We start from the raw sequence: 22,345 nt of genomic DNA on the forward strand, positions 1-22,345 counted from the left end.
CCTAGAGCGGTTCGAGCTTGGCGTAGCTCACCATCAGCCACTTGCTGCCTTCGGACTTGAAGTTCACCTGCACCCGGGCATGGGCGCCGGAGCCCTCGTAGTTGAGGATGACACCGTCGCCGAACAGGGCATGACGCACCGGTTGGCCGAGGCTGAAGGTGGTTTCCGGCACCGGTGCCTGGGCGAAGAGGTTGGGACGACTGCCGGCGAAGGGCTGCTTGACCGCATTGGACAGGCGCACCTCCTGGATCAGGCCATCCGGTACCTCGCGGACGAAGCGCGAGACCTTGTTGTAGGTCTCGCTGCCATAGAGCCGACGGGTCTCCGCATAGCTCATCACCAGCCGGCGCATGGCGCGGGTGATGCCGACATAGGCCAGGCGGCGTTCCTCTTCCAGCCGGCCAGGCTCTTCCAGGCTCATCTTGTGCGGGAACAGCCCTTCCTCCATGCCAGCCAGGAACACCAGGGGGAATTCCAGGCCCTTGGCGCTGTGCAAGGTCATCAACTGGACACTGTCTTCATGGCTGTCGGCCTGGGTATCGCCGGACTCCAGCGCCGCGTGGTCGAGGAAGGCCGCCAGGGGCGTCATCTCCTCGTCGCCGCTGAAGTCGAAGGAGCGGGCGGCGCTGACCAGTTCTTCCAGGTTTTCCACCCGAGCCTGCCCCTTTTCGCCCTTTTCTTCCTTGTGGAAGGTGACCAGGCCGGTCTGTTCGATGATCTGCTGCACCAGATTGTGCAGGGACAGGTCCTCGGCCTTGAGCGCCAGGGTATCGACCAGCTCGACGAAGACGTTGAGCGCCGAGGCGGCGCGACCGGACACGGCGCGGGCGCCGACCAGGTCGTGCAACGCCTGCCACAGCGAGGTGTTCTGGGCACGCGCGGCGGTGCGCAGCGCCTCCACGGTCTTTTCGCCGATGCCCCGCGGCGGCACGTTGATCACCCGCTCCAGGGCGGCATCGTCGTGGCGATGCTGGATCAGCCGCAGGTAGGCCATGGCGTTCTTGATTTCGGCACGCTCGAAGAACCTCAGGCCGCCATAGATGCGATAGGGGATCTTCTCGCGCAGCAGTGCCTCTTCCAGCACCCGCGACTGGGCGTTGGAGCGGTAGAGGATGGCCATCTCGCTGCGCCGGGTGCCCTTCTTGAACTCGCTCTCGATGGTCTCGACGATGTAGCGCGCCTCGTCGTGCTCGTTGAAGCCGGCATAGAGGGTGATGGCCTCGCCTTCGCCGGTATCGGTCCACAATTCCTTGCCGAGACGACCGAAGTTGTGGGCGATCAGACCGTTGGCGGCCTTGAGGATGGTGTCGGTGGAGCGGTAGTTCTGCTCCAGGCGGATGATCTCCGCCGAGAAGTCCTCGTTGAATTGCTGGATGTTCTCGATCTTGGCACCGCGCCAGCCATAGATGGACTGGTCGTCGTCGCCCACCACCATGAGACTGGCGCCGTTCTGGGCGAGGTGCTTGAGCCAGGCGTACTGGACGGCGTTGGTGTCCTGGAATTCGTCCACCAAGAGATGCTGGAAGCGCCGCTGGTAGTGTTCCAGCAGGCTGGGATTGTTGCGCCACAGATCCAGGGCGCGCAGCAACAGCTCGGAGAAGTCGATCACCCCGGCCCGGGCGCAGGCCGCCTCGTAGGCTTCGTAGATGCTGCGCATGGTGCTGAGGAAGAGGTCACCGGCGGCCTGGATGTGCTGCGGCCGCAGGCCTTCGTCCTTCTGGCCGTTGATGAACCACTGCGCCTGGCGCGCTGGCCAGCGCTGCTCGTCGAGGCCCAGTTCGCGGATCACCCGCTTGACGATGCGCTGCTGGTCATCGCTGTCGAGGATCTGGAAATTCTGCGACAGCCCCGCTTCCTGCCAGTGGGCACGCAGCAGACGGTGGGCCAGGCCGTGGAAGGTGCCGACCCACATGCCCTGCGGACTCATGCCCAGCAATTGCTCGATGCGGTGGCGCATCTCGGCGGCGGCCTTGTTGGTGAAGGTCACCGAGAGGATGGAGTGCGGCGAGGCGCGCTCGACCTGGATCAGCCAGGCGATGCGGTGCACCAGCACCCGGGTCTTGCCCGAGCCGGCACCGGCCAGGACCAGTTGGCGACCCAGGGGCGCGGCCACGGCCTGGCGCTGGGCATCGTTGAGGGAATTGAGCAGCAGGGAGATGTCGTCGTTCATCGCCGCATTCTACCGATGCGGTGAAAGGAGCGCCAAACCGGACGGATGGGAGGCGAAGCGGGTAGGGCAGGACAGCCGAACCCCGGCCAGCGGGGCTGGCCGGGGTTCGGAAGGACGCCTGTGATCGATGCGTCAGGCGGCGATCGGCGAGCGCCAGTCGTCGGAGCCGGAGGTGCCGGAGACCTCATGGGTCCAGACGATCTTGCGGTAGGTGAAGTAGACGTCTTCGAGGTGGGTGAAGTGCGCCATGCTCGGGTCCTGGCAGTTGGGCATGCGCGACTGGACGTCGACGATGATGGCGTCCTCCAGTTCGATGGTGAAGTAGTGCTCCTGGGTGCCGGTGGCCGAGGTGCGGTACCACTCCAGGCGGCACTTGCCGAGGCGTTCGCCGGAGGTGAGGGCGTTGAAGATCAGCGGCGAGGCCTTGTCGAAGACCTTGGTGATCATCAGCGGCTTGTGCACGCGCTGGCCGGTGGGCTGACCGGACTGGGGATCGCGGGGAATGATCACCTGATGGTTGAAGGCCTGGACCAGGATCTGGTCTTCGTGGCCTTCCTGGAAGATGTTGCCGACCGAGTCTTCAGTAAAGGTGCCGGCGGTGATCAGGCCTTGCTTGGTGCCTTCGAGGGACAGATACGCGGGGGTTGGCATGGTGCTCTCCTTGCCTGGTAATAGGGCTTCATGGCCCGGGTACCAGGTCTTAACAAGGGCTGTGCCATAACCGAAAAATCCTTTCTGATCAGTGACTTGTAAAAGTACTACAAGTCATGGGCCGGACTACTGTGCGCCACTGCTCGGGAATCTGTGCAAGGCCTTGCGCAGAGCGGTTCAAAAGCTGCTCCGGCTCAGGTAGTCGCCTGTCCGGGCGACTACCAAGTGCTGGCGGGAGGGCGAAAAAGACCGTGCTGAATCGTAATGACCAAGAGCCTTGGCGATCGTTATGTAGTATAAGTGCGACGCACTACATCCGCCCGCTAGACGAGATACGCCTGTGAACCTCATGCAACACATTGCTCAATCCCGCCACCTGCTGCGCAAGTCGGAGCTCAAGGTCGCCGAGCAGGTCATGGTGGATCCGGCTGCCGTCATGCACAGCTCCATGGCCGACCTCGCCCACAACGTCGGCGTCAGCGAGCCCACCATCGTGCGTTTCTGCCGGGCCATCGGCTGCGATGGATTCCAGGATCTCAAGCTGCGCCTGGCCCAGAGCCTGGCGGCGGGGGCCAGTTTCGGCCAGTTCGCCATCCACGAGAACGATGCGGTGGAGGACTTCAGCCTGAAGATCTTCGACACCACCTTGCACACCCTCATGGACGTGCGCGAGCGCCTGGACATGCGCGCCCTGGAAACGGCCATCGAGGCGATCGCCAAGGCCCAGCGGGTGATGTTCTACGGCTTTGGCGCCTCGGGTTCGGTGGCCAACGACGCCCAGCACAAGTTCTTTCGCCTGCAGCTCAGCGCCACCGCCTATTCCGATCCGCACATGCAGGCGATGTCGGCGGCGACCCTGACGCCTTCCGATGCGGCCATCTGCATCTCCCAGTCGGGGCGTTCCAAGGATCTGCTGATCACCGCCAATCTGGTGCGCGACAACGGCGCCGCGCTGATCACCATCTGCCCGGGGCAGACGCCGCTGGCCGATCTGTCCACGGTCAACATCGCCATCGACGTGCACGAGGACACCGACATCTATGTGCCCCTGACCTCGCGCATCGCCCACCTGGTGGTGATCGATGTGCTGGCCATGGGCGTGGCCATGTCCCGTGGTCCGGCGCTGGTCGAGCATCTCAAGAGCGTGAAGCGCAGCCTGCGCAGCTTGCGACTGTCGTCAAAGTCGACCAAGCACAGCGACACTCAATAGTCGTCTCGCTGTCGCCAAACCGTCACCTGTTAGGGTGAAGCTGCCCATTCCGATCCCAGCCCGGAGGAATTGGCATGACCGCTCTCATCCAGCAATCCAGCGTTCGTCTCGACAGCAAGACTCGCAGAAAGCTACAGGATCAACGGCGGATGAAATTCCGCCGTGCCATCGAGGCCCGAGCCGAAGAACAGCGGCTTGCCGTGGAGCTCGATGAACTGCTGTTTCTCAATCAGCTGCTGGACGAACGCCAGGCCCAGCGCCGACAGCAGGCTCCAGGGCAATACCTAACGCATTGATCAGGCTGCGCTGGCCGCGCAGATAGTCGACGAAGGCCTGGGCCACTGGCGACAGCGGCTTGCCACGGACCTGGACCACGCACCAGGAACGTCGCAGCGGCAATTCGGCGACGTCCAGCTCGACCAGGCTGCCGGCGGCGAGATCGCTGCGAATGGCCTGGCGCGGCAGCAGGGCCAGCCCGAGGCCGGCGCGGACCGCTTCACGTTGTGCCTCGAAGGCGCCGATCTCCAGTTGTTGGACGAAGTGGGCGCGCTTCTGCTTGAGATAGTCCTCGCAGGCCTGGCGCGTGCCGGAGCCGACTTCGCGCACCAGCAGCGGATAGGTCGTCAGGTCGCGCAGGCTCAGCCCGCGGCGCCCGGCCAACGCATGGCCCGGGCGCGCCACGGCGACGATGGCGTTGTCCAGCAGCGGCAGGAACTCCAGATCCGTGCCGCTCGGCACGCCGGACATCAGCGCCACGTCTTCGCGATTCTCCGTCAGCCTTCGTAGCACCCGGGCATGGTTGCCCACGGTCAGCGCCAGATCGACCTGGGGATGGCTGCTACGAAACTGGCTGAACAGGTGCGGCGCCAGGTACTGGGCGCTGCTCTCCACCCCCAGGCGTAGCTGGCCGTGCAGTGCACCGCGCAGATTCGACAGCTGCATGTCCAGGCTGCCCAGCCGGGCGAAGAGATCGCGACCGGTCTGACGCAAGGCCTCGCCGGCCTCGGTGAGATAGAGGGTGCGATTGACGTAGTTGAACAGCGGCGCGCCCACCACCTCTTCGAGCTGGCGCACCTGCAGGCTCACCGCCGGCTGGGTGAGCGCCATGATGTCGGCCGCGCGGCTGTAGGAGCGGGCCTCGCAGACGGCCTCGAACACCTGCAGCTGGCGGAAGGTGAGTCGCATCAAGGGCTTGCGCATGGGCATCGGCGAGATCCATAAGGGATGACTTATGGAGTATCCAACAATTATTTATTTTCCATAAGAGAGGCCCTGGCGTAGCTTCGGATCACCGGCAATAACAAGCGGCTGCAGGTTGCAGCAGACAAGGAGCCAGGTGTGATCAAGAAGATACTTATCGCCAATCGGGGCGAGATCGCCGTGCGCATCGTGCGTGCCTGTGCCGAGATGGGCATCCGCTCGGTAGCGGTCTATTCCGACACCGATCGCCAAGCGCTCCACGTGAAACGTGCCGACGAAGCCCATGGGATCGGCAGCGATCCGCTGGAGGGCTATCTCAACCCGCGCAAGCTGGTGAACCTGGCCGTGGAGACCGGCTGCGATGCCCTGCATCCCGGCTATGGCTTCCTTTCCGAAAACGCCGAACTGGCGGAAATCTGTGCCCAGCGCGGTATCCGCTTCATCGGGCCGTGCGCCGAGGTCATTCGCCGCATGGGCGACAAGACGGAAGCGCGGCGCAGCATGATCGCCGCCGGCGTGCCTTGCACCCCGGGCACCGAAGGCAACGTGGCGGACATCGCCGAGGCCCTGCGCGAAGGCGATCGTATCGGTTACCCGGTGATGCTCAAGGCTACCTCCGGCGGCGGCGGGCGCGGTATCCGCCGCTGCAACTCGCGTGAGGAGCTGGAGCAGGCCTATCCGCGGGTGATTTCCGAGGCGACCAAGGCCTTCGGCTCGGCCGAGGTGTTTCTCGAGAAGTGCATCGTCAATCCCAAGCACATCGAGGCGCAGATCCTCGCCGACAGCCACGGCAACACCGTGCATCTGTTCGAGCGCGACTGCTCCATCCAGCGGCGCAACCAGAAGCTGATCGAGATCGCCCCCAGCCCCCAGCTGACCCCCGAGCAGCGCGCCTACATCGGTGATCTCGCCGTGCGCGCCGCCAAGGCGGTGGGCTACGAGAACGCCGGTACCGTGGAATTCCTGCTCGCCGAGGGCGAGGTGTATTTCATGGAGATGAACACCCGGGTGCAGGTGGAGCACACCATCACCGAGGAAATCACCGGCATCGACATCGTCCGCGAGCAGATCCGCATCGCTTCCGGGCTGCCGCTGTCCTTTGCCCAGGAAGACGTCCAGCACCGCGGCTTCGCCCTGCAGTTCCGCATCAACGCCGAGGATCCCAAGAACAACTTCCTGCCGAGCTTCGGCAAGATCACCCGCTACTACGCGCCGGGCGGCCCGGGGGTGCGTACCGACACCGCCATCTACACCGGCTACGTGATACCGCCGTACTACGATTCCATGTGCCTCAAGCTGATCGTCTGGGCGCTGACCTGGGAAGAGGCCATGGACCGTGGCCTGCGCGCCCTGGACGACATGCGCGTGCAGGGGGTGAAGACCACCGCGCCCTACTATCAGGCCATCCTGCGCGATCCCGAATTCCGCAGCGGGCGCTTCAACACCAGCTTCGTGGAGAGCCATCCGGAGCTGACCCAGTACTCGATCAAGCGCAACCCGACGCACCTGGCCATCGCCATCGCCGCCGCCATCGCCGCCCATGCCGGTTTGTAAGGACAGAACAATGAAAAGCATCCAGATCACCGACACCATCCTGCGCGACGCCCACCAATCGCTGCTGGCGACCCGCATGCGTACCGAAGACATGCTGCCGATCTGCGCCAAGCTCGACCAGGTCGGCTACTGGTCGCTGGAAGTCTGGGGCGGCGCCACCTTCGACGCCTGCGTGCGCTTCCTCAAGGAAGACCCCTGGGAGCGTCTGCGCCAGCTGCGCCAGGCGCTGCCCAATACCCGCCTGCAGATGCTCCTGCGCGGGCAGAATCTGCTGGGCTATCGGCACTACAGCGATGATGTGGTCGAGGCCTTCGTCGAGCGCGCGGCAGCCAACGGCATCGACGTCTTCCGTATCTTCGATGCCATGAACGATGTGCGTAACCTGGAGACCGCCATCCGGGCGGTCAAGGCCAGCGGCAAGCACGCCCAGGGTACCCTCTGCTACACCACCAGCCCGGTGCACAGCGTGGCGGCCTTCGTCGACCAGGCTAAGCGCATGGCCGATTTGGGCGTGGATTCCATCGCCATCAAGGACATGGCGGGTCTGCTCACTCCCTATGCCACCGGCGAGCTGGTCAAGGCGCTCAAGGAGGCCCTGACGCTGGATGTGGTGGTGCACTCCCACGACACCGCCGGGGTGGCCGCCATGTGCCAGCTCAAGGCGGTAGAGAACGGCGCCGATCGCATCGACACGGCCATTTCCAGCATGGCCTGGGGCACCAGCCACCCGGGTACCGAATCCATGGTCGCCGCCTTGCGCGATACGCCCTACGACACCGGGCTGGACCTGGAACTGCTGCAGGAGATCGGCCTGTACTTCCATGCGGTGCGCAAGAAGTACCACCAGTTCGAGAGCGAATTCACCGGGGTCGATACCCGGGTGCAGGTCAACCAGGTGCCGGGCGGCATGATCTCCAACCTGGCCAACCAGTTGCGCGAGCAGGGCGCTCTCAATCGCATGAACGAGGTGCTGGAGGAGATCCCGCGGGTGCGCAAGGACCTGGGCTATCCGCCCCTGGTGACGCCGACCTCGCAGATCGTCGGCACCCAGGCCTTCTTCAACGTGCTGGCCGGCGAGCGCTACAAGACCATCACCAACGAGGTGAAGCTCTATCTGCAGGGTCGCTATGGCAAGGCGCCGGGCGCCATCTGCGAGCAGTTGCGCAAGCAGGCCATCGGCCAGGAAGAGGTCATCGAGGGACGTCCGGCCGATCTGCTCAGCCCCGAGCTGGCGCGACTGCGTGCCGAGATCGGCGACCTGGCCAAGCGCGAAGAGGACGTGATGACCTTCGCCATGTTCCCCGATATCGGACGCAAATTCCTCGAAGAACGCGCTGCCGGCACCCTGGTGCCGGAAGCCTTGCTGCCCATGCCGTCGACCGATGGCGTGGCGGCGGTGGGTGGCCAGGGTGTGCCGACCGCCTTCAGCGTCGATGTGCATGGCGAGACCTACCAGGTGGACATCACCGGCATCGGCCTCAAGAGTGAGGGCAAGCGGCACTTCTACCTGTCCATCGACGGGGTGCCGGAAGAGGTGGTGTTCGAGGCCAGTGGCGATTTCGTCGCCGAAGGCGGCCAGCGGCGGCGCCAGGCGGAGCGTCCGGGCGATGTCAGCACCACCATGCCGGGCAACATCGTCGAGGTGCTGGTCAAGGAAGGCGATCAGGTCAAGGCCGGGCAGGGCGTGCTGGTCACCGAAGCCATGAAGATGGAGACCGAGATCCAGGCGTCCATCGCCGGCACCGTCACCGCGGTGCGGGTGGCCAAGGGCGACCGGGTCAATCCGGGTGAAGTCTTGATTGAAATCGAAGGCTGAGATCACTTCGATTTCCCTCGGGGGCCACTAGGCCCCCTTTTTTATGGGCGGTTTCTATCCATTCGATTGAGAAAAAGCACTAACGCCTCTCGATAGGGTCTGCTATTTAATATAGCCAAGGCTATAACGATCCCGGGAGGATTCGCGATGCTGAAAGATCTCAAGAGACGTGCCTTGCGTGGTCTGCTGGACAAGCTGCTCGATCAGCCTGCCGAACGTCGTCCGCTGGAGCCCCAGCCCGAGCGGTCGCGCGTTGCCCTGGCGCACACCGCGCACTGACCTTCTACCTAGCAGGCAGGGCCGCTTGGTCCTGCCGCGCTGCCTCGCGTGCGTTCCTGCCGAGGCGCCTTTCCCTGCTCGTATCCCTGTCGAGCGTTCTCATCCCAGGTTACAAAGTCTCCCTGCACCTCTGATAGGTTGTGCTATCTAATTTAGCCGAGGCTATAACTACCGAGGGGCTGGCCGGATGCTGGAGAAGACGAAACGCTGGACCCTGATGGGTTTGTTGGGACTGCTGCTGGGCAACCCTGTCCAGGCGGCGGAGCCGTTCAAGGTGGTCACCACCTTCACGGTGATCGCCGACATGGCGCGCAACGTGACGGGCGACGCCGCCCAGGTGGAGTCCATCACCAAGCCCGGTGCCGAGATCCACAATTACCAGCCCACCCCGGGCGATCTGCTCAAGGCGCGCGATGCCCAGCTGGTGCTGTGGAACGGCCTGAATCTGGAGCTCTGGTTCGAGCGTTTCTTCAGCCGCATGAAGGACGTGCCCAGCGCGGTGGTCTCCCAGGGCGTCGCGCCCATCGCCATCGCCCAGGGCCCCTATGCCGGCAAGCCCAATCCCCATGCCTGGATGTCGCCGCAGGCGGCGCTGGTCTACGTCGACAACATCCGCGATGCGCTGGTGCAGCACGATCCGGCCAATGCCGAGACCTACCGCCGTAACGCCGAGGCCTACAAGACGCGCATCACCGCCACCCTCGATCCCCTGCGCCAGCAGCTGCAGGGGATTCCCGAGCAGCGCCGCTGGCTGGTCTCCAGCGAGGGTGCCTTCAGCTATCTGGCGCGCGATCTGGGCCTCAAGGAGCTCTATCTCTGGCCAATCAACGCCGATGCCCAGGGCACCCCGCAGCAGGTGCGCCGGGTGATCGAGACAGTGCGCGCCGAGCGGATTCCGGCGGTGTTCAGCGAGAGCACCGTGTCCGCCGCAGCGGCCGAGCAGGTGGCGCGGGAGAGCGGTGCCCGCTACGGCGGGGTGCTCTATGTGGATTCCCTGAGCGCCGCCGACGGTCCGGTGCCCACCTATCTCGACCTGCTGCGGGTCACCACCGAAACCCTGGTCAAGGGGCTGGCGCCATGATCGCTCTCGACGGGGTCGGCGTGACCTATCGCAATGGCCATACCGCCCTGCGCGACGCCAGCCTGGTGGTGCCCGGCGGGTCCATCACCGCCCTGGTGGGCGTCAATGGCAGCGGCAAGTCCACCCTGTTCAAGGCGATCATGGGCTTCGTGCCCCTGCGCACCGGTCAGGTGCGGGTCGATGACCTGCCGGTGGCCCAGGCCCTGAAGCGTAATCTGGTCGCCTATGTGCCCCAGAGCGAAGACGTCGACTGGGACTTTCCGGTGCGGGTGGAAGACGTGGTGCTCATGGGGCGCTATGGCCGGATGAATTTCCTGCGCCTGGCGCGCGCCGCCGATCACCAGGCGGTGGCCGCCGCCCTGGCCCGGGTAGGGCTGACCGACTTGCGCAAACGGCAGATCGGTGAACTCTCCGGTGGCCAGAAGAAGCGCGTCTTCCTCGCCCGCGCCCTGGCCCAGGACAGCCGGGTGATCCTGCTGGACGAACCCTTCACCGGGGTGGACGCCACCTCCGAGCGCGCCATCATCGAATTGCTCCAGGCCCTGCGCGCCGAGGGTCGCTCGATGCTGGTCTCGACCCATGACCTGGCCAGCATCGAGCGCTTCTGCGACCGCACCGTGCTGCTCGATCGCACCGTGCTGGCCCAGGGGCCGACGGCCGAGGTCTTTACCCGGGAGAATCTGGAGCGGACCTTCGGTGGCGCCCTGCGCCTGTTCGAGGGGGGACGCCAGGCGTCGCAACCGCCCCAGTGGCGAGAGCGTGCCTGATGGAGTGGCTGCTGGAACCCCTGGCCTACGGCTACATGAAAAACGCCCTGGGCGCGGCGGCCCTGGTGGGTGGGCTATGCGCCTTTCTCTCCGCCTATCTGATGCTCAAGGGCTGGTCGCTGATCGGCGATGCCCTGTCCCATGCCGTGGTACCGGGGGTGGCCGGCGCCTATCTGCTCGGGCTGCCGCTGGCCCTGGGCGCCTTTCTCGCCGGCGGCGCGGCGGCTGGCGCCATGCTCGGGCTGCGGCACTACACCCGACTCAAGGAAGACGTCATCATCGGCCTGATCTTCAGCGCCTTCTTTGGTGGCGGGCTGTTCCTGGTCTCGCTGGCGCCGGTCGCGGTGGACATCCAGACCATCGTCTTCGGCAACATCCTGGCCATTACCCCCGAGGCCAGTCGCCAGTTGCTGACTATCGCCGCCGTCTCGCTGCTGGTGCTGCTGCTCAAGTGGCGCGACCTGCTGCTGGTGTTTTTCGACGAGGGCCAGGCGCGCGCCTGCGGTCTCAATCCCACCCTGTACCGGCTGCTGTTCTTTACCCTGCTGGCGCTGAGCACCGTGGCGGCGATGCAGACGGTGGGCGCCTTCCTGGTCATCGCCCTGGTGGTGACGCCGGGGGCGACGGCTTATCTGCTCAGTGATCGCTTCTCGCGGGTGGTGCTGATCAGCGTCGCCATCGGCGTTGGCAGCGGGCTCTTGGGCACCTATCTCAGCTATTTCCTCGACGGCGCCACTGGGGGCTGCGTAGTGGTCTTGCAGACCCTGATCTTTCTGCTGGCCTTCGTCCTGGCGCCGCGTCACGGCCTGCTGGCCAACCGGCGCCGGGCGCGGCAGACGGCGGAGGCGGGCTGATGGACTGGCTGCTGCTGACCCTCGAAGTCGACTTCCTGCGCCAGGCATTGCTGATGGCCGTGCTGGTGGCGGTGCCCACGGCGCTGCTGTCCTGTTTCCTGGTGCTCAAGGGCTGGGCGCTGCTGGGCGATGCCATCGCCCACGCGGTCTTTCCCGGCCTGGTGCTGGCCTCGGCGCTGGGGGCACCGCTGGTGGCGGGCGCCTTCGTCGCGGGGCTGGGTTGCGCCCTGGCCACCGGCTATCTCAAGCGCCACAGCCGGGTAAAGCAGGACACCCTGATGGGCGTGGTCTTTTCCGGCATGTTCGGCCTGGGCCTGGTGCTGCACGCCAGGCTGCCCACCGAGCTGCACCTGGACCACATCCTGCTCGGCGACCTGCTGGGGGTGTCCCCGGCGGCCTTCTGGCAGATGGCGGTGATCGCCGGCCTGGTAGTGCTGGCGCTGGCCTGCCGCTGGCGCGACCTGCTGGTGTTGGCCTTCGACGCGGCCCAGGCCCGGGCCCTGGGCCTACGGGTAGGGCTGCTGCACTACGGCCTGCTCGGCCTGATCGCCCTGACCGTGGTCGGCGCCCTGCAGGCGGTGGGCATGGTGCCGGTGGTGGCGCTGCTGATCGCCCCCGGTGCCACCGCCTTTCTGCTGACCCGTTCCTTTGGCTGGATGCTGCTGCTGGCCACCACCCTGGCCGTGACGGCGGCCCTGGGCGGGGTGCTGCTGAGCCTGGTCTGGGACAGCGCCCCGGCGCCCACCCTGGTGATGCTGCTGACGGCCGGTTTCCTGCTGGCCCTGGCATGGCGCCTGTGGCGGGATCGACGTCGTTCGGGCGACAAGGGCGTTCAGGTGGCCTGATGTAATCGGCTGACCGGCCCTGCCAGGCACCTCCGGTCACGCTCGTCTCACCTCAGGAGAACCACAATGAAAACCGTCGCCCAGTTGCTTGCCCTGAAGACCCAGCAGGACGTCTACACCATCGCCCCCGACGCCTGGGTGCTCGACGCCCTGCGTCTGATGGCGGAAAAGAACGTCGGGGCGCTGCCGGTGGTGCGAGACGGCGAACTGGTGGGCATCGTCAGCGAGCGCGACTATGCGCGCAAGGTGGCCTTGCAGGGGCGCTCCTCCTATGCGACCCCGGTCAGCGAAATCATGACCGAGGCGGTCATCATCGTACTGCCGCAGCAGACCGTGGGCGACTGCATGCAGATGATGACCGACCACCACCTGCGCCACCTGCCGGTGATGGGCAACGGCAAGCTGATCGGGCTGCTGTCCATCGGCGATCTGGTCAAGGCGACCACCGTCCAGCAGGCGGAGCTGATCCGCCACCTGGAGGGTTATATCCGCGGCGAGTGAGTGTCGCTGTCCCAACCTGTCCCAATTTTCGTAACGCCAATCATTACCATCCATGCCCTTTCACCGGAGGGCATGGCTCATGGCCAGGTTGCAACGTTTCATCGCTACGCCGCTGGCGCTCGGCCTGGCCGCCGCCAGCCTGGCGGTCCAAGCCGAAGAGATCACCGATCTCGACACCACGGTGGTCACCGCCGCCGGCTTCGAACAGCGTCTGGAGGACGCACCCGCTTCAGTCACCGTGATCGACGCCGAGACCCTGCGCAAGCGCCCGATCCGCGATCTGGGCGACGCCCTGCGCGACGTCGAGGGCGTGGTGGTCAACGGCGCGGCCAATGAAACCGATATCTCCATCCGGGGCATGCCGGGGGACTACACCCTGATCCTGGTGGACGGTAAGCGGCAGAGCGCGCGGGAGTCACGGGTCAACGGCAATCGCGGCTACGAGCAGAGCTTCATTCCGCCGGCGGCGGCCATCGAGCGGATCGAGGTGGTACGCGGGCCCATGTCCTCGCTGTATGGCTCCGACGCCATCGGCGGGGTGATCAACATCATCACCAAGAAGAACGCCGCCACCTGGCACGGCTCCCTGACCACCGACTACATCGCCCAGCAGCACCGCGACCAGGGCAATTCGCGCCAGGGCCAATTCTTTCTGAGCGGACCGCTGCACACCGACCTGCTCGGTCTGCAGCTCTGGGGCCGCTACCTGGATCGCCAGGCCGACGACGACATAGAGCGGACCCAGGGCTTCAGCAAGGCGCGTCATCGCGATCTGACCGGGCGCCTGGTCTTCACCCCGACCGAGAACCAAGAATTCCTGCTGGAAGCCGGGCAGACGCGCCTGCGCAACGGCGACGGCCTGAGCGACAACTGGGCGACCCGCCAGCAGGACAACGACCGCGATCACTGGTCGCTGAGTCATACCGGCCACTGGACCGGCGGGCTGCGCTCGGACGTGTCGCTGCTGCACGAGGAGACCTCTCGCGAAGGCCTTGCCACGCCGGAGCAGACCGATGTCTATGGGCGCAAGCCGCAGGTCGAGAACACCGTGTTCGATGCCAAGCTGGTGACGCCCCTGGATGACCACCTGCTCACCACCGGTCTGCAATACAACCGTGGCGAGGTGCAGGACTGGAACCAGGGGCTGAACGATCGCCGCCAGTATTCCTTCGCGGTGACCCAGCAGGCGCTGTTCGCCGAGGACGAGTGGGCCATCACCGACAGCTTCGCGCTCACCGGCGGGCTGCGCCTGGATCACCACGAGCTGTACGGCAATCACTGGAGTCCGCGGCTCTACGGGGTCTGGCATGCCACTCCCGAGTGGACCTTCAAGGGTGGCGTCTCACGCGGCTTCAAGGCGCCGGAAATTCGCGCCGTGGCGCCGGGTTACGCCTATCTGCGGCGCAACCGCTTCGTCATGCTCGGCAATCCGGATCTCAAGCCGGAGACCAGTACCAACTACGAGGTGGCGGCGCTCTGGTCCAACCGGCGCAATCTGGAAGCGGCGGCGACGCTGTTCTACAACGACTTTCAGGACAAGCTGTCCACGGTCACCACCACCGAGCGCTGGAATGGCTACATCCGCATGGACCGCATCAACGTCGACGAGGCAGTGATCCGCGGCGTGGAGCTCAGCGGTGGCTGGGACATCACCGAGGCCCTGCGCCTGGGCGGCAACTTCACCTATCTCGACTCGGAGCAGCGCAGCGGTCCCAACCAAGGTGCGCCCCTGGCCCTGACCCCGGAGCGCAAGGCCAACGTCCGCCTGGACTGGACCCTGTCGGACCGGCTCAATCTGTGGACGGCGCTGGATTACTACGGTGAGGAATACGACGCCACCCTGACCGGCGAAGCGGCGCCGGCCTATACCACCTGGGACGTGGGCGGCGGTTTCGTGGCGACGCGCAATTTGAGCTTCAATGCCGCTATCCGCAACCTGAACGATCGGCGCCTGGACGACGAGACCTATGGCACGGTGAACTACGGCCGGCATCTTTGGATGAGCGCGACTCTGAGCTTCTAAGGGAGCCAGATGCTCCACGTGGAACCTCCACTGCGTTGGTGCTGTAACCGTAGCGTGGAAAACGGCGGAGCCTTTTCCACTTGGGACTTCGCTGTGAGGCGCGCCCCGGAGGGAGAGGGCGCTATTCGAGCAGGCGGTCATCTCCAGTATCAGCCAGATCCTGATCGATCAAGGTGGCGCTACCTTGGGAGCCATTGTCCTGGCGCGACAAGGTCTTTTGTTTGGACGATCGCGGCCATGGGCCGCTCCTACGGGATATCTGGCTGCTAGGAGGTCGACGGCAGCAGGATCCGGGCGCAGAGGCCGCCTTGCGGGCGATTGCGTAGCTGCAGCTCGCCGCCGTGGGCGAGGATACAGGCCCGGGCGATGGCCAGGCCGAGACCGAGGCCACGAGCGGTGTGCTGGCCCGGAGGCCGGTAGAAGGGCTCGAAGACCCGTTCCAGCTGGTTTTCCGGCAGGCCGGGGCCGTCGTCGAGGATGTCCAGGCGGAGCAGCTGTGGCGCGGGGCACGAGAGCTCCAGTGCGGCGCTGCTACCGTGCTGCAGGGCGTTGTCGAGCAGATTGCCCAGGGCGCGCTTGAGGGCCAGTGGGCGACCGCGGAGCATTGCCGCGCCGGTGCCCGACCAGGTCACCGTCTGGCCCAATGCCTGATAGCGATCCTGCAATGCCTGCAGCAGGGCGACGAGGTCGACATCCTGGTGGCTTTCGGTCCGGCGCTCGCCACGGATGAAGTTGAGGGTTTCCTGCACCATGGCGTCCAGTTCGGCCAGGCTTTCTTCCATGTCGTCGCGCTCGACCGAAGGCTCCAGCAGGGCCAATTGCACCCGCAGCGCAGCCAGTGGAGTGTTGAAGTCGTGGCTGATGGCGGCCAGCATGCGCACCCGATCATCCAGGTGGCGCAGCAGCCGTTCCTGCATCAGCTCGAAGGCCGCGGCCAGCTCCCTGGCTTCGCGTGGGCCCTGACGGACCTCCAGGCGACTGCGCTCGCCCCGGCTGAGTCCCTCCGCGGCGCGGGTGAGCCGTTGGAGCGGCCGTACCAATTGGCCGATCAGCAGCCAGGCCAGCAGCAGCACCGGCAGGGCGCCCAGCAGCAGCGACCAGCCCAGGGCGGTCAGCCAGCCGTCGCTACGTGCCGGATACTGCACGGCATTGAGCCAGCGACCGTCCGGCAGGCGCACGCTGCTGCGCAAGCGCAGGGGTGCCCAGCCGGCCGGGGTCAGCGGCGAGGCGCGGGCGGCGTCGCCAGCGAGGCCTTCCAGCTGCATCACCAGACCCTCTTCGGCCTGTCCAAGGCGCTGCGCCAGATCCCGGGTCAGGCGGCGTTCTTCCGCGAGCATGGGGAAGGGCGCCACCTCCGGCGTCGTGGCCACCCAGACCTGCGCCGGTGCCTCGGCCAGCACCCGTAGCAGGGCCTGCGCCTGTACCGTCGGCAGGCGTTCGACCGCGGTACGGGCCACCGCCAGGCGCTCCAAGGCCTGACCATAGGACAGCGGATGGACCAGCGCGCCGGTCTGGTGCAGGACCAGCGCCGCGGCCGCGTGCGCCAGCAGCAAGGCGGCGCAGAACAGCAGACAGAGGCGCGGCGTGATGCCCTGCAGCCAGCGCCGCCAAGGAGCGATCATGGCCCGTCCAGTGCCTCTACCGGGCAATCCAGCAGATAGCCGCGGCCCCAGACGGTGCGCAGCGGCGACTCGCCGGCCGGATCGGCCAGGCGCAGGCGCAGCCGACTGACCTGGCGATCCAGGCTGCGGTCCTCCAACTCGCGATCGGGCGGTCGCACCCGGTCCAGCAAGAGATCGCGATGCAGCACGGTCTGGGGCTGACACAGGAACGCCAGCAGCAGGCGGGCCTCCGCCTGGCCCAGGCGGCGGGTGCTGCCATCGGGATACTGCAGGCGCTGGCTGACGGCGGCGTAGTGCCAACCCGCGAAACGATAGATTGCCGCTGGGATGGACTCGCGCGGAGGCGGCGGCGCGGTCGTTCGGGAGCGACGATGCAGGGTGCGAATTCGCGCCACCAATTCACGCGGTTCGAACGGCTTGGTCAGGTAGTCGTCGGCGCCCTGTTCCAGGCCCAGCACCCGATCGTCCAGTTCGCACCGGGCGGTGAGCAGGATCACCGGCGTCGTGTCGCGCTGGCGCAGCTCACGGCAGAGACTGAAGCCGTCGCCATCCGGCAGCATCACGTCGAGGACGATGACGTCGAAGCGCTGCTGCGCGAGCAGCGCCTTCATTCGCGTGGCATCGGCCGCGGTGGTGGCCTCGAACCCCTGGCGCCGCAAGTAGATCGCCAGGGGTTCGCGCAGCTTGCGGTGGTCGTCGACGAGTAGGACGTGGATGGCGGTCACGGCAAAGGAGACTGGTGGTAGCAACCTCTCTAGGATAACGCTTTGCCTGCTCCGTTGGTATTGCTTCTCATTTGCCGGGCGTGACGGCCAGGGCGCTGAGCTGGCGCCCTTCGGCATCGAAATTTTCCGCCGCCAGCCAGCGCCGGAAGCCGGCGTCCACCATGGGCCATTCGTGATCCAGCAGGCTGAACCAGGCGGTGTCGCGGTTGCGGCCCTTGACCACCCGGTGCTGCCGGAACAGCCCCTCATGGCGCATTCCCAACCGCTCGGCGGCGCGTTTCGAGCGGGCATTGGCATCGTCGCACTTCCACTCCAGGCGCCGATAGCCGAGGGCGAAGGCTTCCTGCATCAGCAGATAGAAGGCTTCGGTGGCCAGGGGCGTGCGCTGCAGGCGCCCGCCAAAGGCGACATGGCCGATCTCGATGCTGCCGTGTTCAGGGACGATGCTCATCAAGCTGAGCTGCCCCAGGGCACGGCTGTCGCGGGGATCCACCACGGCGTAGAACAGCGGATCGCGACCTTCGGCCAGGCCCGCCAGCCAGCCGTCGAAGGCCGCCTGCTCGGTGAAGGGGCCATAGGGCAGATAGTCCCACAGGGCCGGGTCCTGGTCGTGCAGGGCCTCCCAGAGATCGTCGCCGTGACGCTGAGGGTCCAGGGGTTCCAGGCGTACATGGCGACCCTGCAGCAAGCGGGGCTGGGGCAGCTGGGCCGGGGTCCAGTCGAGCGGGGTCATGGTCTGTCTCCCAGCAGGTGGCGGTACTGGATGAAACCGGAGCGGGTGGCGATGCGATCATAGAGCTGGCGTCCCGGGTAATTGGTCTCCTGGGTCAGCCAGTGCACCCGATCGCAGCCGTCGGCTCTGGCGCGGGCATAGACGTGCTCGATCAGGGCGCGGCCCAGGCCGCCACCACGATGGCCTTCAGCGACATAGAGATCCTGCAGGTAGCAGTAGTCGCCCTCGGTCCAGCAGGACGGGTGATAGATGAAATGCACCAGGCCCAGGGGGCGCTCGCCGTCCCAGGCCAGGGCGCCGTGCAGGGGCTGGGCGGGATCGAGCAGCCGTTGCCAGGTGCGGGCATAGGTGGTTTCCGGCAGCCGGGTCTCGTAGAAGGCCAGGTAGGCCTGCCACAACGTGTGCCAGACGGCGTGATCGGCTTCGCTCAGGGGGCGGATGGTCATGGGTGGCTCCAAGGTCAGGCGGGAGAGGGGATCAGGGCGGCCAGGGCCTGGTCGCCGGGTACAGGGCTGGCGGCCAGCCCCTGGCGGACGCCTTCGCGGTCGGCGGCGGTGCGATTCTGGCTGAGCTTGGCGATGCCCTGGAGGCTGTCCAGCGGCAGGCGCAGACCACGGATGGCGCGCAGCATGCCCCGCACGAAGTCCGCTGGCGCATCCGCGACCTGCCAGGGCCGGGCGCGCCCGGCTTCGTGCCGGTCGGTGAGGCGCTCCAGCAGCGGTAGCAGGCGCTCGGGATCGTCGAACACCTCGACGCGGCCGCGGGCGTGCACCGCCTGGTAGTTCCAGGTCGGCACCACCCGGCCATGTTCGGTCTTGCCGTGATAGAAGGCCGGGCTGACATAGGCCTGGGGTCCCTGGAACACCGCCAGTACCTGTCCCGCCTCGACCAGCGCCGGGGCCTGGGGATTGCTGCGCGCTAGATGGCCGTAGAGGGTGCCATAGGGGCCCTCGTCGGGCTCAAGCCAGAACGGCAGATGGCTCACCAGCGGACCGGTGTCGGTCTGGCTGATGAGCAGCGCCAGGGCGTGATCGCGCAGGTGCTGGTGCAGCCTGGGCAGGTCGTCGAGGCGGAAGGCGGGATTGGGATACATGGGCAGGAACTCCAGTGACGTTCGGCCATGCTAAGGTCGGCTTTGGCTCCCTGTAAGAGCCAATTTCCATGACTTTCAGGGTGCCAATCCATGCTGGGATTCGAGCCGTCGGGGCTGTTGCTGGAATCGGGTCAGGGCCTGGCGCGCCAGCTCTACCAGGGCCTGCGCGAGCGCATCCTGGCCAGTGAGCTGGCCGCTGGAGTGCGGCTACCCGCCAGTCGCGAACTGGCGCGGCTGCTAGGCGTGTCGCGCAATACCGTAACCGCCGCCTACGAGCAGCTCTTGGCCGAGGGTTTTCTCGACAGCCGTCCGGGTGACGGCACCTATGTCGCGCCCGTGACCCGGGCGCTGGCTGCTCCCGAAGCCACGGCCAGTGCGACACTCGTGCCCCTGGCCAGCGTGCCGCCCGGCGCGCCGTGCGCCTTTCGGGTCGGCTTGCCGGCGGTGGACCTGTTTCCCTTCGCCACCTGGGCGCGGTTGCAGCAGCGCTTCTGGCGCCAGCCGGAGCCGGCGCTGCTGGGCTATCGCGAACCCGGCGGCGAACCGCGGCTGCGCCGCCTGCTGAGCGCTTACCTGCGCCAGGCGCGGGGCCTGGTCTGCGCACCCGAGCAGATCCTCATCACCAGCGGTGCCCAGCAGGCCATCGAACTCTGCGCCCGGTTGCTGCTGGCGCCCGGAGCCCGGGCGGCCATGGAGGATCCCGGCTATCGCGCCGCGGGCCTGGCCTTGCAGAGTGGCGGGGCGCGGTTGCAGGGCGTTGCGGTGGATGGGGCCGGGCTGATGGTAGAGCAGCTGGCAGGGCTGCCGGACTGCCGGCTGGTCTATGTCACCCCGTCGCACCAGTATCCCACCGGCGCGGTACTGTCCCTGCCGCGCCGCCTGGCGCTGCTGGACTGGGCGCGCCAGCGGGACGGCTGGATCATCGAGGACGACTACGACGGCGAGTATCGCTACCAGGGCGCGCCGCTGGCGCCCCTGGCCGCGCTGGATCGCCACAGTCGGGTGCTCTATGTCGGCACCTTTTCCAAGATCGCCTTTCCCGGCCTGCGCCTGGGCTATCTGGTGGCCCCGCCCGCGCTGCTGCCGGCGCTGCTGGAACTGCAACGGGCCGGCATCCGCCATCTCGACAGCGCCACCCAGACGGTCATGGCCGATTTCATCGAACAGGGCCATTTCCAGCGCCATATCCGGCGCATGCGACGTGCGGCGCGTAGCCGCCGCGATGCCCTGCTGGCCGGCTGGCCCGCGGTCGCTGGTTGCGCCGCGCCGGGCGTGCCGGTGGCCGGCTTGCATCTGTGCCTGCCGGTCACCCATCCGGCCCGCGAAGCCGAACTGGTAGAGCGGGCAGCCGCGGTCGGGGTGGAGCTCAATGCGCTGTCGCGCTACTGGCTACCGGAGGGCCCGACCCCGCCCGACGCCCGCGCCGGGTTGGTGCTGGGTTTTGCTGCGGTGCCGGAGGCGCGGATCGTCGAGGCGCTGGCCAGGCTGCGGCGGGCCTGGATGGAGTAGTTATGCAGGCAATAACGTTAGTTATGATATTGCCTTGAGATTATTAGGCCCGACTCAAGTTGGCTGTCATTGCATCGAACCCACTTCTTCACTTTCCACCCGTAATATCGGGATATAATCCAGGCTTCTATCCTGCTAGATAAAGCACCCGCCGTTTTCATGGATGAAACATCATAGGTCGTTTCATCCTGGTTATCCGTTATCTCCAGTAACCAGGAGTCACTTACGTGAGTCAGGCTTCTTTGCTTCCTTCCCGGCCAGTACGCCTTGCTGCGCTGACCGTAGCCATTTCCTTGGGCGTTACCGGCTGCGCCACCGTCGATAATTTTTCCAGCGGCCAGAGTCGCACCGTCAACTGCCTGGCCGGCGGTTTCCTTGGTGCCGCTACGGGCGTAGCCGCGGCTGCGCTGGCCAAGGGCGATGGTGCGACGCTGATCGCCGGGGCCGTGGTCGGTGCCTCGGTGGGTTGTGGCGCGGCTCTGGCCTACAAGAATCGTCTTGAGCGACTCAAGCAGATCGCCGAACAGGAAAAGATCCCGCTACAGGTGGAAACGCTGCAGACCGCCGCCGCTACACCTTCGGCCGCGCCGCAAGAGGCGGGCCTGGTGGCCCAGATCGCCGACGAAGGTATGTTCCCGATAGGGAGTGCTCAGCTCAACGACGAAGGTCGCCGCAAGATCGGCAAGTTGGCCAGTGCCTATGTGGGCAAGGGAGCCACGCCGATCCTCATCGTCGGCCACACCGATGCCACCGGTACGCCGGCCATTAACCAGGCACTGTCGGAGCAGCGCGCGCGGGCAGTGGCGAGCATTCTGGTCGAGCAGGGCATTTCGCGAGACCGCATGTACTTCCAGGGTGCCGGCGCCTCGCGCCCCATCGCCGACAACAGCAATCCGCTCGAACGCGGCAAGAACCGCCGCGTCGAGATCGTCGAGTTGAATGACAAGGCCATGCTGGTCAAGCGCATCAACGCGGAAAAGAACAACGCCAAGTATCTGGCCCATGGCACCGCCACGGAGTCCGTGGCCAAGCCCGAGGGTAAAAAACCGGTTGTTGCCACTGCGCCGTCGAAAGCGGCCAAGACGACAGATGCCGAGGCGCCTCGGCAGACGAAGCCGAGCTTGGCGAAAATCGATTTCGGCGGTCAGCCGGTTGATAGCGGTGCCTGGAAGCTCGGTCAGGCCCTGCGTCCGAAAAGTGGCGGATTCGCGCTGATTTCCAGTGCCTATGCCCAGGTACCCATGAGCAGCTGTCAACAGGACGCCCCGCGCGTCAGCGGCGAGGTCAAAAGCTTCGCGACCGGCGCTGCGCTATCTGACCATGTCACGCGCGAATACCTGCCCGGCATGAACGGGCGCGCCTGGGCCGGTCTGGTCAATGGCCATCTTGTGACCCTGTCGCCGGTTGCCGTGCTGCGTGACAACGCTGCGCTGGTGAAGGATCCGAAAGTCTTCATTACCCAGAACTATGAAAAAAACAAAGGCGGACCCAGCGATGCCTATACGGCCGTCGCCAATACCTATGAAGGCGAAGACGCCATTCTCTACCGGGTCTTCTTGGAAAAGCCCGAGCAGGCACCGGTAAGTTGTATTGATGTAGTAATTAAAAAGACCGGCGACAAGAGTATCGACGGCGACCTGTTTTACGACAATGGCACCAAACCTTACATAGCGACTTACGCGCCTGTGCGCGGCTGATTCCGGGGACGAAAC

Annotated in this window: 21 protein-coding genes; 13 read left to right on the top strand and 8 right to left on the bottom strand. The window is 66.0% G+C overall.

Annotation, left to right across the window (positions count from 1 at the left end; all coding sequences use genetic code 11):
• Position 1 precedes the first annotated feature (1 nt).
• Positions 2-2,170 carry a DNA helicase II gene (gene uvrD, locus AX284_RS07505; protein ID WP_017639167.1) on the bottom strand — a complete coding sequence of 723 codons (2,169 nt, stop codon included), beginning with the start codon at positions 2,168-2,170 and terminating at the stop codon, positions 2-4.
• A gap of 132 nt (positions 2,171-2,302) precedes the next feature.
• Positions 2,303-2,821 (bottom strand): Hcp family type VI secretion system effector, encoded by a 519-nt coding sequence (locus tag AX284_RS07510; protein ID WP_017639168.1) that lies wholly within the window; start codon positions 2,819-2,821, stop codon positions 2,303-2,305.
• A gap of 340 nt (positions 2,822-3,161) precedes the next feature.
• On the opposite strand from AX284_RS07510, the gene hexR reads away from it, so the two are divergent.
• Positions 3,162-4,031, top strand: coding sequence for a transcriptional regulator HexR (hexR, locus tag AX284_RS07515; RefSeq protein WP_017639169.1), 870 nt, complete (start codon positions 3,162-3,164; stop codon positions 4,029-4,031).
• Between the two features lie 74 nt (positions 4,032-4,105).
• The gene (locus AX284_RS12090) at positions 4,106-4,327 is read left to right on the top strand and encodes a PA3496 family putative envelope integrity protein (protein WP_081594569.1); all 222 of its coding nucleotides are present in this window, start codon (positions 4,106-4,108) and stop codon (positions 4,325-4,327) included.
• Here AX284_RS12090 and AX284_RS07520 read toward each other — a convergent pair.
• A complete protein-coding gene (locus AX284_RS07520) occupies positions 4,257-5,231 on the bottom strand; it encodes a LysR family transcriptional regulator (protein WP_068384748.1) in 975 nt (324 codons plus the stop codon). The genes AX284_RS12090 and AX284_RS07520 overlap by 71 nt on opposite strands.
• Before the next feature lie 138 nt (positions 5,232-5,369).
• Here AX284_RS07520 and AX284_RS07525 point away from each other — a divergent pair, with 138 nt between their 5' ends.
• The 9 genes from AX284_RS07525 to AX284_RS07560 all read left to right on the top strand — a co-directional run bounded on the left by AX284_RS07525 (position 5,370) and on the right by AX284_RS07560 (position 14,951).
• On the top strand, positions 5,370-6,785 hold the full coding sequence (locus AX284_RS07525; protein WP_068384438.1) for an acetyl-CoA carboxylase biotin carboxylase subunit: 1,416 nt from the start codon (positions 5,370-5,372) through the stop codon (positions 6,783-6,785).
• Between the two features lie 10 nt (positions 6,786-6,795).
• A complete protein-coding gene (gene oadA, locus AX284_RS07530) occupies positions 6,796-8,601 on the top strand; it encodes a sodium-extruding oxaloacetate decarboxylase subunit alpha (RefSeq protein ID WP_068384440.1) in 1,806 nt (601 codons plus the stop codon).
• A 147-nt stretch (positions 8,602-8,748) separates the two neighbouring features.
• Complete coding sequence (locus AX284_RS12140; protein ID WP_017639174.1) at positions 8,749-8,880, top strand: hypothetical protein; 132 nt, start codon at positions 8,749-8,751, stop codon at positions 8,878-8,880.
• Between the two features lie 187 nt (positions 8,881-9,067).
• Positions 9,068-9,961: a metal ABC transporter substrate-binding protein gene (locus tag AX284_RS07535; protein ID WP_068384442.1), complete on the top strand. Its 894-nt coding sequence runs from the start codon at positions 9,068-9,070 to the stop codon at positions 9,959-9,961.
• The gene (locus AX284_RS07540; protein ID WP_064307070.1) at positions 9,958-10,728 is read left to right on the top strand and encodes a metal ABC transporter ATP-binding protein; all 771 of its coding nucleotides are present in this window, start codon (positions 9,958-9,960) and stop codon (positions 10,726-10,728) included. Before AX284_RS07535 ends, AX284_RS07540 begins: the two co-directional genes overlap by 4 nt.
• On the top strand, positions 10,728-11,582 hold the full coding sequence (locus tag AX284_RS07545; RefSeq protein WP_068384444.1) for a metal ABC transporter permease: 855 nt from the start codon (positions 10,728-10,730) through the stop codon (positions 11,580-11,582). Before AX284_RS07540 ends, AX284_RS07545 begins: the two co-directional genes overlap by 1 nt.
• Positions 11,582-12,427: a metal ABC transporter permease gene (locus AX284_RS07550; protein ID WP_042134935.1), complete on the top strand. Its 846-nt coding sequence runs from the start codon at positions 11,582-11,584 to the stop codon at positions 12,425-12,427. Before AX284_RS07545 ends, AX284_RS07550 begins: the two co-directional genes overlap by 1 nt.
• Positions 12,428-12,493: 66 nt before the next feature.
• The gene (locus tag AX284_RS07555) at positions 12,494-12,928 is read left to right on the top strand and encodes a CBS domain-containing protein (protein ID WP_068384446.1); all 435 of its coding nucleotides are present in this window, start codon (positions 12,494-12,496) and stop codon (positions 12,926-12,928) included.
• Positions 12,929-13,007: 79 nt separating this feature from the next.
• Positions 13,008-14,951: a TonB-dependent receptor domain-containing protein gene (locus AX284_RS07560; protein WP_068384448.1), complete on the top strand. Its 1,944-nt coding sequence runs from the start codon at positions 13,008-13,010 to the stop codon at positions 14,949-14,951.
• Between the two features lie 266 nt (positions 14,952-15,217).
• Here the strand turns inward: AX284_RS07560 and AX284_RS07565 are convergent, their stop codons facing one another.
• The 5 genes from AX284_RS07565 to AX284_RS07585 form a co-directional block, all read right to left on the bottom strand.
• The gene (locus AX284_RS07565; RefSeq protein ID WP_068384450.1) at positions 15,218-16,573 is read right to left on the bottom strand and encodes a sensor histidine kinase; all 1,356 of its coding nucleotides are present in this window, start codon (positions 16,571-16,573) and stop codon (positions 15,218-15,220) included.
• Positions 16,570-17,298 (bottom strand): response regulator transcription factor, encoded by a 729-nt coding sequence (locus tag AX284_RS07570; RefSeq protein WP_068384452.1) that lies wholly within the window; start codon positions 17,296-17,298, stop codon positions 16,570-16,572. The genes AX284_RS07565 and AX284_RS07570 overlap by 4 nt, the downstream gene beginning before the upstream one ends.
• Positions 17,299-17,365: 67 nt before the next feature.
• Entirely contained in the window at positions 17,366-18,031 is a 666-nt protein-coding gene (locus tag AX284_RS07575; RefSeq protein WP_068384454.1) for a GNAT family N-acetyltransferase, read from the bottom strand.
• Complete coding sequence (locus tag AX284_RS07580) at positions 18,028-18,477, bottom strand: GNAT family N-acetyltransferase (RefSeq protein ID WP_068384455.1); 450 nt, start codon at positions 18,475-18,477, stop codon at positions 18,028-18,030. The genes AX284_RS07575 and AX284_RS07580 overlap by 4 nt, the downstream gene beginning before the upstream one ends.
• Positions 18,478-18,491: 14 nt before the next feature.
• Entirely contained in the window at positions 18,492-19,124 is a 633-nt protein-coding gene (locus AX284_RS07585; RefSeq protein ID WP_068384457.1) for an FMN-binding negative transcriptional regulator, read from the bottom strand.
• 90 nt (positions 19,125-19,214) lie between these two features.
• Here AX284_RS07585 and pdxR point away from each other — a divergent pair, with 90 nt between their 5' ends.
• Together pdxR and AX284_RS07595 are read left to right on the top strand one after the other, a co-directional pair.
• Positions 19,215-20,633, top strand: a complete 1,419-nt coding sequence (gene pdxR, locus AX284_RS07590; protein WP_068384459.1) for a MocR-like pyridoxine biosynthesis transcription factor PdxR — start codon at positions 19,215-19,217, stop codon at positions 20,631-20,633.
• Positions 20,634-20,860: 227 nt separating this feature from the next.
• Complete coding sequence (locus AX284_RS07595; RefSeq protein ID WP_153015329.1) at positions 20,861-22,330, top strand: OmpA family protein; 1,470 nt, start codon at positions 20,861-20,863, stop codon at positions 22,328-22,330.
• The last annotated feature ends 15 nt before the right edge of the window (positions 22,331-22,345 follow it).

Source organism: Pseudomonas sp. HUK17 (genome assembly GCF_001566765.1).